The organism is Melioribacteraceae bacterium, assembly GCA_035362835.1.
Taxonomy (GTDB): Bacteria; Bacteroidota; Ignavibacteria; order Ignavibacteriales; family Melioribacteraceae; genus DSXH01.
Genome location: DAOSDY010000001.1, coordinates 704935 through 725880, shown reverse-complemented (window position 1 = coordinate 725880; position 20946 = coordinate 704935). Strand labels below are relative to the sequence as shown.

General features: G+C 39.8%; 14 protein-coding genes. 10 read left to right on the top strand and 4 right to left on the bottom strand.

Annotated elements, in window-relative coordinates:
- Nucleotides 1-92: 92 nt before the first annotated feature.
- Nucleotides 93-1310, bottom strand: a complete 1218-nt coding sequence (locus PLZ15_03045) for a galactokinase family protein (protein HOI28711.1) — start codon at nucleotides 1308-1310, stop codon at nucleotides 93-95.
- A 659-nt stretch (nucleotides 1311-1969) separates the two neighbouring features.
- Nucleotides 1970-2866, bottom strand: coding sequence for an N-acetylneuraminate synthase family protein (locus PLZ15_03040; GenBank protein HOI28710.1), 897 nt, complete (start codon nucleotides 2864-2866; stop codon nucleotides 1970-1972).
- A 175-nt stretch (nucleotides 2867-3041) separates the two neighbouring features.
- Between PLZ15_03040 and PLZ15_03035 the strand changes: the two genes are divergently transcribed.
- A complete protein-coding gene (locus PLZ15_03035; GenBank protein HOI28709.1) occupies nucleotides 3042-4022 on the top strand; it encodes a metallophosphoesterase in 981 nt (326 codons plus the stop codon).
- Here the strand turns inward: PLZ15_03035 and PLZ15_03030 are convergent.
- A complete protein-coding gene (locus tag PLZ15_03030) occupies nucleotides 3962-4639 on the bottom strand; it encodes a phosphoribosylanthranilate isomerase (protein HOI28708.1) in 678 nt (225 codons plus the stop codon). The two genes, PLZ15_03035 and PLZ15_03030, sit on opposite strands and share 61 nt — an antisense overlap.
- Nucleotides 4640-4677: 38 nt before the next feature.
- Between PLZ15_03030 and PLZ15_03025 the strand changes: the two genes are divergently transcribed.
- Complete coding sequence (locus tag PLZ15_03025) at nucleotides 4678-5139, top strand: NYN domain-containing protein (protein HOI28707.1); 462 nt, start codon at nucleotides 4678-4680, stop codon at nucleotides 5137-5139.
- 45 nt (nucleotides 5140-5184) lie between these two features.
- Here the strand turns inward: PLZ15_03025 and PLZ15_03020 are convergent, their stop codons facing one another.
- Nucleotides 5185-7908, bottom strand: coding sequence for a prolyl oligopeptidase family serine peptidase (locus tag PLZ15_03020; GenBank protein ID HOI28706.1), 2724 nt, complete (start codon nucleotides 7906-7908; stop codon nucleotides 5185-5187).
- A gap of 357 nt (nucleotides 7909-8265) precedes the next feature.
- On the opposite strand from PLZ15_03020, the gene PLZ15_03015 reads away from it, so the two are divergent.
- The 8 genes from PLZ15_03015 (at nucleotide 8266) to PLZ15_02980 (ending at nucleotide 20919) form a co-directional block, all read left to right on the top strand.
- On the top strand, nucleotides 8266-8562 hold the full coding sequence (locus PLZ15_03015; protein HOI28705.1) for a hypothetical protein: 297 nt from the start codon (nucleotides 8266-8268) through the stop codon (nucleotides 8560-8562).
- 247 nt (nucleotides 8563-8809) lie between these two features.
- Complete coding sequence (locus PLZ15_03010) at nucleotides 8810-9544, top strand: FadR/GntR family transcriptional regulator (protein ID HOI28704.1); 735 nt, start codon at nucleotides 8810-8812, stop codon at nucleotides 9542-9544.
- A 236-nt stretch (nucleotides 9545-9780) separates the two neighbouring features.
- The gene (locus tag PLZ15_03005) at nucleotides 9781-12657 is read left to right on the top strand and encodes a TonB-dependent receptor (protein HOI28703.1); all 2877 of its coding nucleotides are present in this window, start codon (nucleotides 9781-9783) and stop codon (nucleotides 12655-12657) included.
- A gap of 32 nt (nucleotides 12658-12689) precedes the next feature.
- Complete coding sequence (locus PLZ15_03000; GenBank protein HOI28702.1) at nucleotides 12690-14927, top strand: T9SS type A sorting domain-containing protein; 2238 nt, start codon at nucleotides 12690-12692, stop codon at nucleotides 14925-14927.
- A 23-nt stretch (nucleotides 14928-14950) separates the two neighbouring features.
- A complete protein-coding gene (locus tag PLZ15_02995) occupies nucleotides 14951-15928 on the top strand; it encodes a PorV/PorQ family protein (protein HOI28701.1) in 978 nt (325 codons plus the stop codon).
- 24 nt (nucleotides 15929-15952) lie between these two features.
- The gene (locus PLZ15_02990) at nucleotides 15953-17473 is read left to right on the top strand and encodes a hypothetical protein (GenBank protein HOI28700.1); all 1521 of its coding nucleotides are present in this window, start codon (nucleotides 15953-15955) and stop codon (nucleotides 17471-17473) included.
- A 57-nt stretch (nucleotides 17474-17530) separates the two neighbouring features.
- Nucleotides 17531-19102 carry a T9SS type A sorting domain-containing protein gene (locus PLZ15_02985; protein HOI28699.1) on the top strand — a complete coding sequence of 524 codons (1572 nt, stop codon included), beginning with the start codon at nucleotides 17531-17533 and terminating at the stop codon, nucleotides 19100-19102.
- 74 nt (nucleotides 19103-19176) lie between these two features.
- Nucleotides 19177-20919, top strand: coding sequence for a chondroitinase-B domain-containing protein (locus tag PLZ15_02980; GenBank protein ID HOI28698.1), 1743 nt, complete (start codon nucleotides 19177-19179; stop codon nucleotides 20917-20919).
- Nucleotides 20920-20946: the final 27 nt, after the last annotated feature.

The following is a 20946-nucleotide window of genomic DNA, read 5'->3' as shown; positions in this document are numbered from 1 at the left end:
AATATTCCTTTTTTATTCGGGAGAAAATCTATTATTAAGAGAAGTTAAAATCAAGTTGAATTTGATGCTGATTTTTCGTTACAAGGATTTAACTATTCGGAGAGCAGCATCTCAATCTGTTTAGCGGAGAGTTCTTTAGTAGCCCCTGCTATTTTGAATATATGAGCTTCAGGTTCGCAGTTGAATTCTTCCTTAAAAGATTTCTTGATTTGTTTGATGAATGTTAAAGTACTTTCGTTATTAACAATGTGAAATGTTGAAATCCACGGTGAACAGCTGATCATTTTGGAACCAATTACACCCGGGAACACTTTTGCCTTTTCAACAATGAAATCGCTCTTGTGATGATTAAGGTCGTAATCATAAGAGATGCTCTGGTGCGAACGCGTAATACAATCACCGAACTCTTTGATCATATTCTTTTTTAAATATTTAATCGCTTCCTCGGTTCTTATTCGCTCACTAACATTATATAGAACGCGATTAAATATTCTTCTGGGCAGCATATGATAATGACGCATTAAGAAATCCTGTTCAATATCCCTCAGGTTTTTGATTCCCCAGATGTAGAGACGCAGACCTTTAACTCCGACTTCACATTCTTCAATTCTTTCATTACACGTATCGGAAACAAGCGGGATCTTTTCTTTTGTGTCGATCAGTACAAGATTTATATCTTCATAATTATTTGTGATAGTCTTATGATCCAGGGTGCGTAAGTCAAAAGCAAAGAATTTATTCTCCTTTTCGAATTTCAGTGTATAGTGATGGGCGATGTTCGAAATTTTACCAAGAATCTGTAATTCACATTGTCTTACATATCCAAGAAGTTCATGAGTATTAATTTCCAGGTTAAGAACTTTTTTTAATGCTGTAGCAAAACAGATCTCTCTGGAGGCAATTGCACCCAGACCGAGGCATTCCGGTACTTCGGATTGAAGAATACAATCAAAACCATGTTTCAACAATTCCTGATCCCGTAACATTTTTAGAAGACATAATTGAAGCCTGAATTTATAGTCAGATTGATCATCAATTTCATTTATTGCAAATTCTATTGAATGCTCTTCAGTTAGATTGAGCATATTGATTAATTGGTCATTCCTTTTTCTGATGATTATTGCCGAATACTTATTTAGTGCGACTGAAAGTAATATTCCGTCGTTATAATGTGTATGATCGCCGAGAAGTATAAGGCTTCCGGGTGTCAGAATTAGATGTGAGCCGGTTGATTGTCCGTAAATTTCTTCGAATTTAGTTTTCAGGCTGGTTATTAGTGGTCGTTCACCGTTACTCTCTTGCATTTTCATAATAACTCCGGAATAGAGAAAAATTTAGAGCAAAGAATATTATTGTCTTATTAAACTTAGAAAATTATTATGCAAAATGCATTTGATTTCGGAAACTAGAATTAACAATTATCTTCACCTTAATTGTTTTCATATCTCAATTTTCCTTCTAAATCAATTCATACAACCCGGCAGTTAGACATTTAGATAAATTCCAAGCAGTACAACTTGTTTACAATAGTTTATTATTCTTATTGGTTAATGGGATATTAAAACCGGTTGGAGATTCTTGGGTAAGTTATAAAATCTTTTAATCCTCTCTTTTTCTGGTTTTTGAAAGAAGATACAGAACAGCAATACCTACCAGGGCGGTTAGGAAAAAGAGACCTACGGACGAGTAAACAATTTGAGATAATGTCATAAAACCTTTCTAATTAGCGGGTTGACCCCCAGCCGAGAAGGCCAACCCATTTAGCAAAAACAACAATGGAAATTATTCCTTTCGTAAATAAATCAAAAGCTAAAAAAAAGGCTTGTGATGAAGGTCAAAACCTCCGGAAATCAATCGATTGATTTAGAGGTATGAATGTCAGCTGTTGTTGAAATCAGATATTGCTTCAACTTTTTAATAAGGTCATTGGATTTAAAGTGGTCAACAAATATGCAACATTGACCGTTTTTTAACCAACTAGTTTTTGTTGTGAATTGTTTTTTCTCATCTTCGTCATATTTTTTATTTCATCGTCGTATACTTTTTTTCTGCCATCTCCAAGGGAGAGTTCAATATCTCTGATATTCTTAACAAGTTTGTACATCCCATGTACTTCAACAGAGGCAGCCTGATCTGTTCCCCACATAGCCCGATCCAGAGTAATATGTCGCTCTATGAAAGAAGCTCCTAGTGCTACAGCACCGAGTGTTGGCGCTAATCCTGTTTCATGTCCGCTGTAACCGATTGGAATTCCCGGGTACAAATTCTTGAATGTACAAATCATTTTTAGATTCAATTGACTTTCACTACAAGGGTAGCAGGATGTAGATTGTGCAATTAGTAGTTTATTCCTATCGAGCAGATCAACAGCTTCCTGAATCTCTTCCATTGTTGACATACCGGTAGACAAAATAACGGGTTTGCCGGTATTTCGGATTTTATTTAATAGATCATAATCAGTTAAAGTAGCCGATGCAATTTTATAAGCAACCGGATTAAACTGATCAATAAAGTCGATAGATTCCTCGTCCCATGCAGAAACAAACCAGTCAATCCCTTTTTCTTTACAATAGTGATCGATCTGTTCATATTCTGAAAAACCGAACTCAATCTTATGTTTATATTCTAAATATGTCATTCGACCCCAGGGAGTTTCTCTTTCAACATTCCATTGATCCTGAGGAACACAAAGCTCGGGAGTCCTTTTCTGGAATTTAACCGCGTTACAACCTGCAAAAACGGCCCCGTCAATAAGTTTTTTAGCCAGAGAAAGTGAGCCATTGTGATTAATTCCTATCTCAGCTATTACATAAACAGGATGACCTTCGCCTACCAAGGATGAACCTATCTTAACTTCAGCTGCCATTTCAAACTCCTCAATTATTTCCTGCTAATATCGAACTTTAATATTATCAGAATATTAATCGATTGTTAATTTATTGTTAAGAACCATTTCAGAATTATTAATCAATTATTAATAATATCTTAATATTCTGTTAATATACTGTTGCTAAATTGGCTAATAACTAATTCGGCATTTTATGAGAATTGCACATTTATCAGATTTACATTTATGTTCAACATTTAAAAACAATAATTATGCAAGGCTGAATAATCTGATTGAAAATGCTTTGGATAATGGAACAGATCATTTTGTCTTTTCGGGTGATATTGCAGATAACGCAGACGAAACGGAATTTTCTGCATTCAGAAAACTTCTCGATAATTTTGGCCTTCTGGATGCGGATAGATCGTCGATTGTAATAGGAAATCACGATATATTCGGAGGTCCCCAAACAGCGAATGACGTGATAACTTTTCCAGTTAAGTGTTTAAATATTAACTATCATGAAAGAGTATCCAGGTTTGTTACATATTTCAGAGAGCTATTTGACCGCACTATCCGCCCGGGCGCGGATGTTTATTTCCCGTTTATAAAAAAAATGAAGGATGTTGTCTTCTTCGGATTAAATTCGATAGATGAATATTCTCGGTTTAAGAATCCGTTTGCGTCAAATGGCAGGATTAAAAAAACTCAAAGAAAATTTCTCGCAGATTATCTTTCAAAACCTGAATTCAGCGAAAAAACCAAAATCGTTCTTGTACACCATCATTTTTATCACAATTCCGACCCATCAAAAAGCTCTGCCAACGGACTCTGGAACAGGATTGAAAAATTTACGATGAAATTAAAAGGGAAAAGAAAATTGCTAGATCTTTTTTATAAATCAAATATAAAAGCAGTGCTTCATGGACACAGTCATGAGATGAGAGAGTATCATCGAAAGGGAATTAATTTTTTAAATGCCGGAGCTACAATGGATAACAATCCATCTTATTTTTTAATCGATGTTGAACCGGATGTACTTAAAATTAAGTTACAAAGCACAAATAACACCGGTGCCCTAAAAGAATATGTAAATGGATTTATCCCCGCTGAAGCTACTAAACCGGCCCAAATCTACTTTAATTCAGAGAACGCTCTATTACATTCCTCAATAAACCGACTGGTCAATAGGTAGTCCTTTCTTCCGTTTGAAGATTCAATGCCCGTGTGAACATCTACTCCGGCAGGACGTGTAAAGAGTATTGCCTCCCGTACATTTCCCGGATTTAATCCTCCGGCAATTATAACCGGTTTTGGGGAGAGCTCTATCAGTTTCCGGCTGATGTTCCAGTCGTGTGTTTTCCCTGTGGCTCCGCTTGCACTGGTAGAAGGATCAAATGTATCTGTTATAAAAAGATCGATCCAATGAGACATATCGGTTACAAGTCTTTCTAATTCGTAAAGATTATCTTTTCTAATCACCAGACTTTTAATAATCTGAATCTCCGGCCGGACAGTCTTAATCAGTTTTAACTGATTAATGTCTATAGAACCGTGAAGCTGAACATATGTAACCTTTAACTTGTCGCAGAACTCAATTATTTCTTCTGCATTATTAAGATAAGTAATCAGTACTGCCTTATGAGGAGGTTTAATAAGTTGAATTATTTTAGCGGCTTCTTCTTCGGTCAGATCTTCTTTGTTGACCGGAAGACGGAGTGGAAAGCCGAGGTACTCAACTCCGGATTCCATTAGCATTATTGCTTCGGCTGAATCGATTATTCCGGCAACCTGAATTATTTTGTCCATCATATTCTGTTTTTGTTGCTGCTAATTTATTATTTTTTATTATGACTCATTACATCATCGATGGTAATAATCTTATCGGCCGATCCAAAATGTTGAAAGAAGTACATTCTAAAGATAAGCAAAGGAGCCGGGCCGAACTTGTTTCAATGCTTAACAGTTACTTCGCCGGCAAAAAGCTGAGTATTACACTTCATCTCGATGGTTTCAAAAACCTAACTCTCAGTCTTGCGAAAGGGAAAATTGTTTATTCTGATAAGCAGTCGTCGGATACAAAGATTAGAGAGGAGATTTCAAAATCGCGGAACCCAAAATTAATAACTCTTGTTTCCTCCGATCGGCCGCTTGCCGACTTTGCTCGAGTTAATAGTTGTTCGATAGTTAAATCGGAGGATTTTATAAAAATGATGGATGATAAAAAAGAGGCGAATGAAGAAGTCCGGAAAATTAGTGATCTTGAAAATGAGAAAGAGTTCTTTAGAAAGATTTTTAATTCGAACAAATGAATATTAAGAGGCGGAGTAATAGACCGCCTCTTTTAAAAAGAATAATTATTTCCCTTTGTAAGGCTCACCCTTTGTTATCCAATCAGCGGCAGGCAATCCTTTGCAGTAATGATCCAGATATTCTTTCATCTTAATTGAATAATCGAGTTTGTTCGGGTATTTAACCGGATGATGTTTTTCCCCTCTGTATTGAAGGAAAATACAATCCTTCCCTAATCTTCTCATAGCCAGATAGATCTCTATGCTCTGGTACCATGGCACAGCGTCATCTTCATCCCCATGCATCAGAAGTAACGGTGTGTTAACCTTATCGGCAAAGAAGACGGGTGAATTTTCAATGTAACTCATCGTTTTCTCCCAGAGAGTTCCACCGATTCGACTCTGAGATTTTTCATACTGGAATTGCCGTGCTAATCCGGTGCCCCATCTTATTCCGCTGTAAGCGCTCGTCATATTTCCAACTGGCGCGCCGGCTATTGCACATGCAAAAAAATCAGTCTGGGTAATAACATGCGCCGACTGATATCCGCTCCAGGAATGACCGTGCAGCCCGAATCCTTTCGGATCAGCCCAGCCAAGAGCGATCAATTTCTGACAACCGGGGAGAATGCACTTAGTTGCCGAGTATCCGGGACGCTCGATATCAAACTTCACGTCGGGCAGAAATACAATGTAATCGTTACTGGCATAGAACGGAAAGTTGGGTCGGTGGTTAACCACCATTTCATTGAAATCATGAACCCTTTGCGAAGATATTTCGTAATAGTAAACAAGAACCGGATAACGTTTGTCTGCCTGAAAATTACCGGGCAGTATAACCGCGCCTTGAATCGGTTTGCCGTCCAGACTGTTCCATTCAATCACCTGCGAAGTACCCCATGCAAACTGTTCAAGCTGCGAATTCAAATCAGTTAATTTTTCCGGCGACCGGAAGTTTAAATCTGTCACCCAGATATCCGGATATTCATTGTATGATTGCCGGGAATAAAACAGTTTATCGGAACCGGCTGCTTTTCCTATAACAGTAAACTTCTTCTGCTCCTCAAGAATTTTTGTTACACCTTTGCGGTCTGCTCCAAGTTTATAAAGAGAGGTGAATTTTTCCTTTTCGTGAAATGCTGTTAATACAAATTCCTCATCCGACTCATACCATACTTTCTCCTTATCAAGGTCGAAGATTCTGAATGAATAATTGTTAGATCTTCCGAATCCGTCGGTAATACATTCTGATGCCCCGGTTGAAGTGTTGAATTTCCATATGTCATACTTATCGTATATAAGAACAAATTTGTCATCTTCCAGCCATCCGGCTATACCATAAGCCGACGGTTCGTCCGGGGTGTCATTGTCTTCATCATAGAATGGCACGGTCAGCTTGTCGGTAAGACAGACAGATGAGAGAGTCTTCAGATTTTTTAAATACCATTGTTTCTCCTTGTAGACTGTTGTGTATTTTCCGTGCGGGGAAAGTGAATGACTTCCTCTGAAATTATTTTCGATGAGTTTCCTTTCGCCGCTTTTCAAATCGAGGGAATAGAGATCATAAATATTTCCGACCCATGTCCTTTCCTTTAGGTATTCTTTGTCGGTAAGTATTAGCGCTTTATCGGGATTTTCATTTTTAATTAGCCGGGAATAATCATCATCTATTAAATAGACTATTGCTTTCGCATTATAATCGTAAATAGTCTGGTAGGAGGATTTCTCGCGCTGTTTCCATTCAATCTTTTCATTTGATTTAATAAGCGGATCATTCCAGTGCCATACATCCGCTTCCTTCTTCGCCAGAATCTTATCGAAATCGTACTGACTGTTTTTGGATGTATCTTTCACGGTATTTTGATTATTAATCATCGACTGCTTAATGCCGAAGAACAATCGTTCCCCGTCTTTCGACCAGGTCAATCGGTTTTCTACAGGAATGTAATATCCCTCTCGAAGATTATTAAGTCCCGCCAATGATTCAACTTTTCCATTATCCCACATCTTCAATTCGCAGCTGTCCTTTTTCTGATCTTTTCTTAAAATCGTCTTTAAGTATGCAAGTTTATTACTCCTGTGCCATGTTAAATTTTCGATTACGGAATTTTTTGCAGTGTCAGCAATAATCATTTCTCTCTTCTTCAAATCCCAGAGATAGAGGCCGTTATTCCTTCTCGAAGTATCAAGTACTGAGAAAGCCAGGTAACTGGAAAGCGAATCGAAAGCAAAGGATGTAACTAAATTAATAGTATCCTCTTTCGCCCCGGTGAGCTCTTTTAACACAAGAGTAGTGCCGATATTTTTTTTAGGCTTTACGTTCTTGCTGGTATCTTTCTTTTCGAAATGGTGGAATGCCAGCCATCGGGAATCCCGGGAGAATGAAGCCGATTTTATATCCTTCCACTTCTCTGTTTTTCCCTCTTTGATATTAAGCAGTTCCAGGCCGGCACGGGGTTTCTCTTTCTCGGCTTTTTCATATTCGAAAAAGTCGGGTTCAATAAAAGCATAAATGTAATTTTCATCATTCGAAAATTCACCCCGCGAGCCGTTCGGAATTATTATTTCCTTATCAAACCCGGTAGAACTGACTATAAAATCCCAATTGCCTCTGTCAGGCTTGGATGCATAGGAAATAAAATTCCCCTTCTCGGAAATTTTTAATTCTTTGATCTGCTTAAATTTCATAACGTCTTCTAATGTCATGGCCCTTTTGTTCTGAGCCGTAATGACTGTAAAGGAAAGTATAAGAAATATTATTGGCAGGTTTGCTAATACAGATCTTTTCATCAATCACCTGTTAATTGTTTTGAAGTGATGAAATAAAAATAGGAAATGCCGATTGCTGTTTCCAGAAATTTATCCTGCTGGTGTCGCAATAAATTCCGAGATCATTTCCGGGAATATTCGGTTAATAATCATTGGTTGCTTATTTACAGATTTATTTTTATGATAATACAGTAGAAAAAATGAAAGGGCATAACTACGTTTTCAACTGTCCGGTATTTTATTAAGACCAGCATAATTTTTTTACTGGTAGGAGTTCTGACCGGTCTTTACCTGCTTATCGCCAGGTATTACTCGGGCATCTGGCCGCATCCGGATCTTGTTTCCGCCCATACTCATATTATACTTGTCGGCTCGGTTATGATGATGATAATGGGTGTGGCTCTCTGGTTCTTTCCCAGACCGGAAAAGGAGGATAAACTTTACAAACCGGGACTTATCCTGGTTACATATTATGTAATGACTGTTTCAACCTCCGTGCGTTTTATTTGTCAGGTACTTTCGGCATATATAATTGCCGGTGAGATTTTAAAAGTTCTCCTTGTCATCTCATCTGTCGGTCAATTTCTAGGTATGATATTGTTTTTTATTTCGATGTGGGGAAGAATCAGGTCGGTTGGCAGTCATATCCGGGAATCGAAAGGAGAGCGCTTTTAAGTTCTCTCTCCGTGGAATGATAGCTAAGTCATTACCTAAAGACCATATCCAAATAGTCGTGTTATACCTGCCCAATAGAAGAAATATCCCGATTTTCGTCTATAAATCAATAATATAGCCTAAAATTCCAATACTATTATTAAAAGTATATAGAAAGAATTTTTTTATTATTCTTTAAAATAAAATTTGACAAATCTATCTGGTATAACATATATTATGTATGACATATAACAAGTCTAGGTTATTTATGTTCACACCCGTTGGTAACAAAGAGTTATTAAGCAAAAAAGTAGCACTCGAAATTGAATCAGCCATTAATTCCCAGAAACTGAAAGTAAACGAAAAGCTCCCGACAGAATTTGAACTCTGCGAGCAGTTTGGAGTAAGCAGAACAGCTTTGCGCGAAGCTCTTCAAATGTTAAGTGCTAAGGGATTAATTTCAATCGAAAAAGGGAGAGGAATTTTCGTAAGGAAAATTACTTCAGAAAGTGTTACCGATCCGATGCACAGCTATCTGAAAACGAGAATTGGTGCATCCTATGTGCTAGAGATAATTGAGGCCCGGAGAATAATTGAACCCGAAATCGCACGCTCGGCAGCTCTTAACCGAACTGAACAGGATATTGAGCAAATGCAGTTTGAGATAGACCAGATGGCAACGTTTGAAGGTCCGGCGGAAGAACTTGCAAAGTTCGATATGAACTTCCATCTCGCAATTGCTAAGTCTACACAAAACCGGCTCCTGCCATTAATGCTTAAACCGGTTTTCCGCCTGATGCCTGAGATTAAATCAATGATTATATCCGATGTACCGGAGGCGCGCAACTCGGCAATTATCTGGCATACAAAAATTCTTAAAGCTATTATAGAAAGTGATGCGGATACTGCTTACGAAGAAATGAAACAGCACCTGGTCCTTGCGTTGGAACATGCCGAAGCTATGTTGAAAATTGAAGGCATGGTAACAAGTAATCAGGAATAAAAATTTATTCTGATGGTTCTTGTCTGACTTTTTGTAAGAAGAATTATTCATAAATGTTTTCTTTGATTAAACCGGTTTATGATTGGAAATAAGATTCCGATGCCCGTTTAATATTAAAACTATAAATGAGTGAATCAGCAGGTAAAGTATCAATAAGTTTAATTATAAAAAGCGATCCTTAATTGTTGTCATTTGTTGAATCAAAAAATTATTGAACCAATAGGAGTAAGAAAATAATGAGAAATACTTCTAGAATGTTCGGTGTTTTAATTACACTCTTTCTTATCTCAGTTTCTTCATTATTCGCAGGGGAAACAGGAAAGATTGCCGGTAAAGTGATTGATAAAAACACCGGTGAACCTCTCGTTGGAGCTAACATTATTATTGTTGGTAAATGGGAGAACGGAGTTGAAAAACCGTTTTCGGAAATGCTTGGCTCGGCTACCGATTTTGAAGGATGGTATTTTATCCTGAATGTTCCCCCCGGTATCTATAGCGTTAAAGCTTCTTACATCGGTTACAATGAGGAAAAAGTAGTTAATGTACAGGTCAGCGTTGATAAGACTACCAATGTTGATTTCTCGCTTCTCGAAAAAACTATTGAGAGTGCTGAAGTTGTTGTTACTGCTTTCAGTCCCAAAAGAGTTGAAGCTGATATTACTGCTACAAAGCAGGTCTATAATATTGCCGACGTTCAGAACATTGCCGGTGTCGCCTCTCTTACCGATATTCTTGAACTGCAGGCCGATGTTATTGACGATCACTTCCGTGGCGGGCGTGTTGGAGAATCGATGTATCTAATTGGTGGAGGTTCGATTGTTAATCCGCTCAATAACAACAGGGCATTCTCTCCAATTGTAACGGGGCTTCAGCAGGTTGAGGTTTATACAAGCGGTTTCAGCGCTGAGTATGGTAACGCTCAATCCGGTGTTGTGAACATGGTTGCTAAGGAAGGAGGAGAAACCTGGGAAACAAGAGTTGAAGCATCCACCACGCCTCCTTACTATAAAACTTTTGCAGGCAGCGTTTATTCGCCAAGCAATCTCGACTTTTATAATCTTCTTAAAGAAACAAATGCGTGGCTGATGGAAAATCCCACTCAGCCCGGCCGGCCTCTCTTCGATCTCGGCTATTCCTTCGGCTCTGTTTATCTTTTACCTACAAGAGCTACTTTGAGGGACTCCCTCTATATTGCAAGGCTCGGTCAGATCGCATGGCTTACTTCAATTAGAGACGTAGGATTAGAATACAACAATACATTCGACTACCGTCTCGACTTTACAACAGGCGGTCCGATTGCGAAAGATCTGAAATTGTTTATTGCAGCCCGCCAGAATATTGCCAATCCTCTTGTCCCTACTACTAATCCTGATGAGTCCCGACAGATTATGAGTAATCTTACTTACGAAGCGAGTAAATACGACAAGTTTAAATTCCGTTTCATTCTCGATTCTGATTCCAGAAATGTTCTCTCCAGTAACTGGCTCCGATGGATCTTCGATAGAACCTTCGGTATAACTCAAACTTCGCAGGTAACAACTCAGTACGGATTCGATTGGAACCATACATTCGATCAATCGACAATTATGGAAATCAAACTTGGACTTCTGAACGTCAAGAACGAAGAGCGAATTGAATTACTTAAAGACGGGGAGTTCCTCGAGCAATATACAAATAAAACCAACTGGGTTAATTACCAGGGCCCTGCAAACTATTACGTCGGAAGACCGAACGACGACCGCGGTGATCAGAAAGTTACTACTTATGATTTTTCCGGAAGTATACTAACTCAATTCAATAAGAATAATTTATTGAAAGCCGGTCTTCAGTTCGCATATTACTCTCTCGATGTAGACCGCGACATGAATATTGTAGATGCCGGTAGTTACAGAAAAGTTAAGTTCTCTGCATTCCCGTATGAAGGGGCCGCATATATTCAGGATAAACTTGAATTTGAGGGTTTCATTGCAAATATCGGTTTGAGATACGATTTCTATAATATGAATGCTGAATACTATGCCGATGAATATTCCCCACTTAGAAATCCCTATTACGATCCTTCAAAGCCTTACCTCGAAAGAGGTCTTTACTATGATCCAGATCTCGCGGCAAAGGAAAAATCACAACTCTATACAAGGGTTCAGCCGCGTATCGGTATCTCATTTCCGGTCTCCGAGACTTCCGTTTTCCATCTTAACTACGGTACATTCACTCAACGACCGACATTCAATCAAGTCTTTTATAATCAGGTGACAAGTTTTAATGAAATCCAGATTCTTGGAAATCCCCGACTGAAACCGGAAAATACTAAAGCTTATGATATCGGACTTGTGAACGCGTTTCCGTATGGATTGAAGCTTGATGTAAGCGCATATTATAAAGATGTAACTAATCTTGTCGAAACTGCTTTCTATTATGATGAACAGCAGTCAGTCTATCAAACCTATCGTAACAGAGATTATGCCGATATCAAAGGTTTCCATATAAGTATTGAAAAAGCTGAAGGTCAGCTTAGAGGTTATATAAGATATAATTACGAAGCTGCAAAAGGGAAAAGCAGTAACGATTTGAATGCGCCGGTCTCGTATTTCGAAAAACCTGCCGAGGGCCAGGACCCCGTTGAACTGCCGGATCCGGAAGATGTTTATCTCGATTACGATAGAACTCATAAAGCTATCTTTAATATCCGTTACAGAACGACGAGTAAAGAGGGATTTCAGATAGGCAACATCTATCCTCTCGAAAACCTGAGTGTAAGTCTTACTCTCAAAGTTTATACCGGCAGACCCTATACATGGGATGTTTCAGGACAGGGATTAAAATATAATCAGAGAACTCCTGCCGAAACCGATCTCCGGATGAGAATTGAAAAGACAATCAAATTCGGACGGACAAATATGACTATCTACGGAGAAGGATTTAATCTGCTTAATAATATGGTTTATCATTATTCAAGAACTTTTAATGATGAAAGAAATACTCCCAAATGGGAACTCGATAGAGAAAATGTTTTGACTTATGATGAATTCTCACCATTTGTTACTAGTCAGGAAATCTATTTGCTTAGCAACCAGCCGCGGTATTTCCGGTTTGGTGTAATCCTGAATTTCTAATTGTAACTGATATCGATTAAAGGAGAAGTTTTATGAATCTCGCAAAGTTTAATAAAATATTTTTCGGATCCCTTCTGCTCTCTCTTTTTCTTTCCGGAATAATTGATGCTCAGATAAGAGAATACAGAATTCACAGCCGCGGTATGCTTCACGAAACTGTTTTCAATACCGGAGAGATCGGAAGAGCCTGGATGACAGGTGAAGCCGGAAATAAAACAAGCGTTCCTCTGTTCGAGTGGCCTGCAAGATCCGCTACCGTTGTCGACGGAATTGAATACAGCGGTCAGCATAATCTTATCGGTGCCGGTGTTTATATTGCGGCAAATTTTGACGGGCAGCCCGGTAAGGATAAAAGAATTTTTGCGTTCTGCGGCGGCATCGGTGCTTCCGAACCAGAAGTTACTTTCGGCAGATGGGTATTCCCACTTAATATAGATAGGAAAGAAAACTTCCCGGTTCTTGAGGATGGTACACTTAATCCCGGCTACAATCCTGATGAAGCCGAAGAAATTATTACTGCCTCCTGGGCTACTTCTGTCGGAATTACGGTCACTAGAACCTCAAGAGTCTGGAGCTATCCAGACTACGATGATATGATTATTTATGAATACGAATTCGAATACACCGGAGATACCGACGGTAATCCTTCAACAGTTGAACAGAACGCAATTCTGAAGGATGCAATGATCTGCTTCAATTACGGTTTTGCTCCTTCCATGTATGGATACCAGCGGCATTATCAGGTGTGGAAATATGACGGCGGTATTTACCGCGGAGACCAGAGAGGATTCTGGGATGCCGATTACTGGCTCAGTTTTAATATGGATATTCAAACTAACCTGATTACAGATCTTGCCGGAAAACCTGAACCGAACAGATCTCTCTTCCGTCAGTTCGCAAGCACAGGCGAGAATGGTGGCGGACTTGCAAGTCCGCAGGCCCCGGGTTATGCAATGCTCTATTACGATTTGAATCATCTTGCCATCGTAGATCCAATTGATCCGGCAAGAAACGAAACGGAGGCGGTTTCAATTCTTAGAACCTTAAATGGTGAATATTACGAAATTGATTCCCAGGGCAGGTTTAAACAGCCCTGGTCTAATAAAGTTAGTACTGGAAATACGAATTCTGTTAAAATGATGAACCAGTTCTTCAATCCGGATAACAGGTACAGCGGTGTCTATGCGGCCAATAGTACTACTTGGCCCGAAGTACCCCGCAACGATCCTGAATGGTATGGTAGAGGAGCTTATCCTTACAGACAAAGTGCGGACGCAGGTCAGAAAAATTTTGTTACCGGCCCTTATACTCTTAGAATAGGAGATAAGTTAAGATTTGCTCTTGCAGAAGTCTGCGGTTACGGTGCCGAACCTGGTAAAAGAATTGAAGGCGGTAATACTACTAAACAATGGAACGAAACCCCGTCCTGGAATAAAAAAATTGTAATCGGCGGCGAAGTTATGACCGAACATTACCTCGACGATTACGGTTACCCCGATTACATTAACTCGGATGTTAAAAACGTTACCGAAGTTGCGCATAAAGCATTTACTGCTTATCTCGGATCAGAACCTGCTGTTCCGCAATGGCCCGAAAAAAATCCAAGCACAGGTAGTTATAAAATTCCCGTCCCTGTACCCGCTCCGGCTATTAAAGTTGCTAATACTGCTGCGGGAAATGTAGACATTGAATGGGGCCGTGCTGTTGAGAGTTTTAATCATCCGCGGCTTACTGGACCTCTTTCAAAATTTAAAGTCTATAGGGCCAAAGCCGGTATGGGTCCCTGGAGTATGATTGGCGAAGTTAATCTTGGAAATGTAAACAGTGAAAATATTTATAAGTTCGTTGATTCCGATACAGACTTTAAAATTGGCGAGTCGCGTTATTATGCCGTCACTTCTGTTGATAACAAAGGCAATGAAAGTGGTAAAACTAATATTGTTAAGTTCGTAAAGAATATCGGCTCGGTTGAAAAACTTGGAAAAGTTTATGCCGTTCCTAATCCATTCATTCAAAAATCCGGCTTCCAGGGAACAGGTGACGTTACAGATAAAATCGGTTTTTACGGTCTGCCTGAAAAATGTACAATCCGGATCTTCTCATATTCGGGTCAGTTGATAGAAACCATCGAACACGATACCCCTCTCTATTCAACCGAGTGGTTTCAGATGACAAAGAACGGTCAGGAGATTGCCTCGGGTATCTATTTCTATGTAGTAACAACTCCTAACGGAGAGCAAACAAACGGAAAATTCATTGTAATTAAATAACGATATAGTTATGAGGTATCATAATGAAGATCATTAGAAAGAAAATTTTATTAGTCGTTTTAATTCTGCTTGCTTCAAATGCCGGTTCATTTGCATTCGAAAAGGTTGGTACTACATCGTTCCAGTTCCTTAAAGTGTGGCCCGGCGCCCGCGCTACCGGCATGGCCGAAGCTTTTACTTCAATTGCGAGTAATTCCGAATCAGTCTTCTGGAATCCTGCCGGACTAGCCCGCCTAACCGGATTCGATTTTACATTCGGATTTGTCGACTGGTTTATGGATGTAAATCATTTCTCGTTTTCGGCGGCAAAAAACTTTGGAGAATTAGGAACCTTCGGAGTCTTCGGCGTCTTTTCGAGTGTGGGTGAAATTGAAGTAACAAGAGTAGACCGCCTCGGATTCGTTAACGGCGTTTATAATCCCGGACTCACAGGTGAGGTTATTAATCCGAGTTCTCTGGTACTTGGCGTATCCTATGCGAGGAATGTTACCGATAAATTCGCGTTCGGACTTTCGGTAAAATATGTTCACGAAAACCTTGTATTCGAAAAAGCAGGGGCGCTGGTTTTTGACGGAGGACTTACATTTAATACCGGTTTCCGTTCAATTGTAATTGGCGCGTCTGTAAGGCATTTCGGTCAGGAAGTAAAATTCATTGATAAGAGCTACCCTCTTCCCCAAACGTTTAATATCGGCATTTCGTCATATCTTTTCTCCGGCAGCGATCCGCTCATTGCTTCTGCCGGCGATCATTCTCTTCTTGTATCATACGATATGATTCAGCCGAGGGATTATGACCAGATGCACAGTGTCGGTTTTGAATACGGATTTAAAGACCTGATCTATCTTAGAGGAGGTTATGTTCTGAACCGCGACCAGGAAGGATTCTCTGCGGGTGTTGGAATCTATTATAAAGGTTATCGTATTGATTATTCATTTAATGATTACGGGGATTATCTGGATTCGGTACATCGTTTTACAATCGGTTATGAAATAAACTAATGAAATTTTTTCCAGAGGAGCAAAATGGAAATGTCGAATATCAATAAAAAGTTTTTAATCAGCGTCCTGCTGGTTTTCGCTTGCCTGATTGCTAATGTTGAACTCAATGCCCAGCACAGGGGCGATAATTTTTCGTTCCAGGGTTTGATGGAAAGCAGAAGCTACGGTGTTAAATCCGCTGCGATGGGCGGGGCTTTTACCGCTCTCTCAGGCGACATCTCTTCCTTATTCACAAATCCTGCCGGGCTTTCAGGAATAAAACAGATTCAGTTCACAGTATCGGCGAATAATTATTCAAGACAGTGGAGAGAGAACCAGGATTACAGACCCGACCGGTACTTTGTCACTCTTCCTTTTTATCTCGAAGGTCTTTATATACCCGATCCGGCCAATAACGGAAAGTGGGATTACCAGCTTGCTCAGGATACTAACTATAATTATTTAGTGAAAGAACCGAAACTGGGTGTGGATGCTTTCAGCGAGGATGCCGCCGACTGGACCGAGAAGAAGAACAAATTCGGATTTACAAATCTTGCCGCAGCAATTCCTTTTTCTCTTGCCGGAAAGAATCTGGTTGCAGCCGTTGCTTTTAATGTAGATAATAATTTTTACGACTTCGACAGGAACGATACTTACCTCGATCCGCATATCGGATACTTCGAATACGGCGGCGATATTTCCCGTGTGGACGGTCTCAAAACAATGAATATGAAGTGGTCACGCTATCTGAGAGAACGAATCGGTACGTTGAATAACATTACAGGCGGACTTTCAATTGAGCTAACGGAGGATCTTTTCCTGGGGGCCGGATTTAATCTAATGTGGGGTGAAAGCGACGACCGTATGTCGATTTCAAGAGTCGGGGATTTCCTTCTAAGCAACCAGCAGAGATTTATGTTCTCATATATCGACGCCTCATATCTTGAAAGCGGAACTTCAGAATATTCTTCTACAAGTTTCAATCTCGGAATGATCTACGAGTTCAACAGATTCAAAGTAGGCATCAAAGCTGTCCTACCATATACTCTTAAGAGAGAATGGAATTATACTCAGGTAACAAACGATACAACAACTGTTACCGGGTCAATAAGCGGTGTAGACAATTTCAAGGTACCGGCGATTTTTTCATTCGGTCTCGGATTCAACCCGGTTGATAAATTTGTAGTCGCATTCGATTATGAATACGCTCCCTACTCAAAAGCGGAATTCGATCTTCAAACGAACGACCCTTCATTCAAAAAGTGGGTGAACAGAAATATAATCAGGTTCGGGTTTGAATATCAGGCGTTCGATTTTCTAACATTCCTCGGCGGTTACCAGAGCATACCGCAGGTTTATATTCCGGACGGCGCTGCGGTTACTGATAGAGGTCCCGAAGCTAACAGTTATAACCTGGGTCTGAGTCTGAATCTCTTCTTCGGAAGGATTGATATTGCTTATGAACTTAGAGTGCTGAAGTATTACGATTCTTATTTCAGCAACACTAATTATGCTTTTGAAAAATCCAATAACCTGATGATCGGTTATACTTTTTTACTTAAATAGATCTCTTATATATAATCTATAATAAATAATATCATCAACAAAATGAAAGAGGTAAGCATGAAGAAGTTATTATTACTTGTTTTTACACTTCTCGTAACATTCTCTTTAACAACTTACGCGCAGAAGACAAGCGCGGCTTCCGGTAACTGGAATGATCCGGCAACATGGACCGGCGGTGTTGTGCCGACTGCAGCAGACGATGTTGTTGTTGCAGCCGGGCATACTGTTACTATAAATGTTACAAACGCCGAATGCAAAGATGTTACTATTGACGGTAATCTCGATTTCCAAAAGGATGGTACTGTAAGCGGTATTACAATTTTGGGTAATGTTAAAGTTAATCCTAATGGAAGATTCAGATGTAATTCCAGATCGCCTGCTGGTAATGCAGATACTTATGTTGAACATTTAATGACATTACACGGTGATTTGACTGTTGAAGCAACCGGTACTGTTGACTTCCGCGCCGGGTCCAATAGTGGAGGCACTTCAAACGGGGTTCTTCTAACATTTGCCGGTTCTACTGATTCAAATATCAGACTGCAGAACACAATCTATCGATCCAGCACCTCATCAGGAAATTATTATGGCGAGGAATTTAACAGTATTGTTATTAATAAAACCGGTACAGGAAAAGTTGTTCTAAAGAGCGGTAATCTCTATATGTCCAACAACTCTTCTGTCGGCGGTACGATGATGACATTTACAAACGGTATTATTGAAACCGAGGGTGAATCGATCTGGGGTTATCTCTCTACAAGCGGATCTAATCTGACCGGTGAATCGAACAACAGTTATACAAAAGGATGGCTCGGAAGAGGGCTTTCGAATGGCGGCGGCAATGTCAGAAGAACTTTTGGTGTTGGCGATAACGGCGGTATCCGCAAAGTGGTTGTCGGATCTCAGGCACCCGGAAATGCAACAGGGCATTTACTGGTTGTCAAATGTATTACCGGAAATGCCAATAACAGCAGCGCGTTCCAGGGCGGAATCGATAAAGTCTCCGGCGTAAGATACTATGCGATTACTTATACAAGAAGCGGCGTTACAGGTGCTGCAGGATCTATTACAATCGATACTCTCGGAATTGGCTATGCTGCCGATGACGGTGTTGCTGCGGGTAATATTAACCTTCGTGTAGCTTATTCTACTGATAATAGAGCAACCTGGAAAGCTGTTCCCCAGACAACTCCCCATGCAACAACTCTCGGCGCAGAGCAGAGTATTGTAGGAGGCGACATTATTACTCCTGCTATCCCTCTTGCTGAAGGCCAGACTATTTACATTGCACTTGCACGAGTAACCGGCACAACTGAAAATACACTTACCGGCGGAGCCGATGTTCAGAAGCAGGATGAAATCCCGACTTCTTTCAGTCTGTCGCAGAATTATCCGAATCCATTCAACCCCACGACGAACATTAATTTCTCAATTCCTGTCTCAGGAAATGTTACTCTCGATGTTTACAATGCGCTCGGTCAGAAGGTTGAATCACTTGTAAACGGTTACCTTGAAACCGGTTCTTATAAAGTCTCTTTCGATGCTGCAAATTATTCGAGCGGTATCTATTTCTATCAGATTAAATCGAACGGGTTCTCCCAGACAAGAAAGATGCTTTTAGTAAAATAACATTTTAATCAGGGCCGGATTTAATATCCGGCCCGCATTTTTTTATATCCTCGGCTATGACATTGAAGAACTCTATGAAATATTTATATCAGATTTTTCTAATCCTGCTCGCATTTTCCGATTTAGAGGCGAAAAAAATCTTTGTCTCATCAGCACAGCAGATTTCCGCTGCTCTCTCTACTGTTCAGCCGGGGGACACTCTGGTTATGACTAAAGGAATCTGGAATAATCAGCAGATTGTTTTTCAGGCGAATGGAACATCATCCAGCAGGATTTATCTTATCGCTGAAAAAGACGGCGAGGTTATACTTACCGGGACATCAACTTTACGGATTGCCGGAAAATACCTCGAGGTAAGCGGACTCTATTTTAAGGACGGCTACAGTTCATCCGGTGCTGTTATTGAATTCAGGAACGGTTCCAGTTTACTGAGCAATTATTGCAGGTTGACTAATACCGCGATTGTTAATTACAATCCTTCTGATAAATCGAAGGATTACAAATGGATCTCACTCTACGGAACGCATAACCGTGTGGATCATTGTTACTTAAAAGGGAAAGATCATCTGGGCACTACTCTTGTTGTGTGGCTCGGATCAACTCCAAATTATCACCTTATAGATAATAATTATTTTGCTTTCAGGCCGGCTTATACATTACCGCCATATAATGGTGCTGAAACAATACGTGTAGGCGACAGCGGAACATCGATGCAGGATTCCTACACTACAGTTGAATACAATTACTTTGAACAATGCAACGGCGAAACGGAAATAATTTCAAATAAATCATGCGAGAATATATACCGCTACAATACATTCAAGGATTGCGAAGGTACATTGACATTACGGCACGGAAACCGCTGCACTGTTGAAAATAATTATTTCTTCTGCGGTAACAAACCGAATTCAGGCGGAATCAGAATTATTGGTGAGGATCATAAAGTATTTAATAATTATATAGAAGGTTCGGCCGGTACAAGTTTAAAAGCTGCGATCTCTATAATGAACGGCGTACCGAATTCTCCTTTGAACCGGTACTTTCAGGTAAAAAGGGCAATTGTTGCGTTCAATACGGTTGTAAACAGCCGTAATTCTATTGCAATAGGAGCCGGAAAAGATTCTGAACTTTCTCTACCGCCGCTCGACTGCATTATCGTCAACAATATTTTTTATTCTACTCAATCACCGATTGTTACTCTGACCGATAATCCGTTGAATATGACCTGGTCCAAAAATATTTTCTTCGGAACATCGATCGGAATGACACTCCCTTCAAATAATCTGAATGTCTCTCCTTTATTATCAAAGGGGTCGGATAATATCTACCGTCTGCTTTCCGGCAGTCCGGCAATAAACGGTTCAGATCCAAATTATAAATATGTGACCAGGGATTTTGAAGGACAGGATAGGATTGAACCTAATGATATCGGTGCCGATGAATTCTCAAATCAGGAAATTAAGATTACTCCGGTCGGGCCTCATAATACAGGTCCGGAATTTATCCGGCTTGTTTCCTCAATTAAAAATAATGATGAGATTTTACCTGATAAATTTGTTCTGGAGCAGAATTATCCAAATCCGTTTAATCCGGAAACAACAATTACATACAAAATTATTTCTTTAACCGATGTAGAGCTTAAAGTATATGATCTGACCGGCTCTGAGATTGCAACACTTGTGAAAGGTCTTTACTTGCCGGGGATCTATTCGGCAAAATTTTCCGCTGTTAATTACAGCCTGCCGAGCGGTGTTTTTTTTTATAAACTAACTGCCGGTAAATTTTCCGAGACTAAGAAGATGGTAGTCCTCAAGTAGATTTTCTTTTTGCCGGTTTTAATAATA

Coding starts and splice junctions, on each gene's coding strand:
- PLZ15_03045 (HOI28711.1), bottom strand. CDS start 1,310: ATGAAAATGCAAGAGAGTAACGGTGAACGACCACTAATAACCAGCCTG.
- PLZ15_03040 (HOI28710.1), bottom strand. CDS start 2,866: ATGGCAGCTGAAGTTAAGATAGGTTCATCCTTGGTAGGCGAAGGTCAT.
- PLZ15_02985 (HOI28699.1), top strand. CDS start 17,531: ATGAAGAAGTTATTATTACTTGTTTTTACACTTCTCGTAACATTCTCT.
- PLZ15_03035 (HOI28709.1), top strand. CDS start 3,042: ATGAGAATTGCACATTTATCAGATTTACATTTATGTTCAACATTTAAA.
- PLZ15_02990 (HOI28700.1), top strand. CDS start 15,953: ATGGAAATGTCGAATATCAATAAAAAGTTTTTAATCAGCGTCCTGCTG.
- PLZ15_03010 (HOI28704.1), top strand. CDS start 8,810: ATGTTCACACCCGTTGGTAACAAAGAGTTATTAAGCAAAAAAGTAGCA.
- PLZ15_03000 (HOI28702.1), top strand. CDS start 12,690: ATGAATCTCGCAAAGTTTAATAAAATATTTTTCGGATCCCTTCTGCTC.
- PLZ15_03015 (HOI28705.1), top strand. CDS start 8,266: ATGATGATGATAATGGGTGTGGCTCTCTGGTTCTTTCCCAGACCGGAA.
- PLZ15_02980 (HOI28698.1), top strand. CDS start 19,177: ATGAAATATTTATATCAGATTTTTCTAATCCTGCTCGCATTTTCCGAT.
- PLZ15_02995 (HOI28701.1), top strand. CDS start 14,951: ATGAAGATCATTAGAAAGAAAATTTTATTAGTCGTTTTAATTCTGCTT.
- PLZ15_03025 (HOI28707.1), top strand. CDS start 4,678: ATGACTCATTACATCATCGATGGTAATAATCTTATCGGCCGATCCAAA.
- PLZ15_03005 (HOI28703.1), top strand. CDS start 9,781: ATGAGAAATACTTCTAGAATGTTCGGTGTTTTAATTACACTCTTTCTT.
- PLZ15_03030 (HOI28708.1), bottom strand. CDS start 4,639: ATGATGGACAAAATAATTCAGGTTGCCGGAATAATCGATTCAGCCGAA.
- PLZ15_03020 (HOI28706.1), bottom strand. CDS start 7,908: ATGAAAAGATCTGTATTAGCAAACCTGCCAATAATATTTCTTATACTT.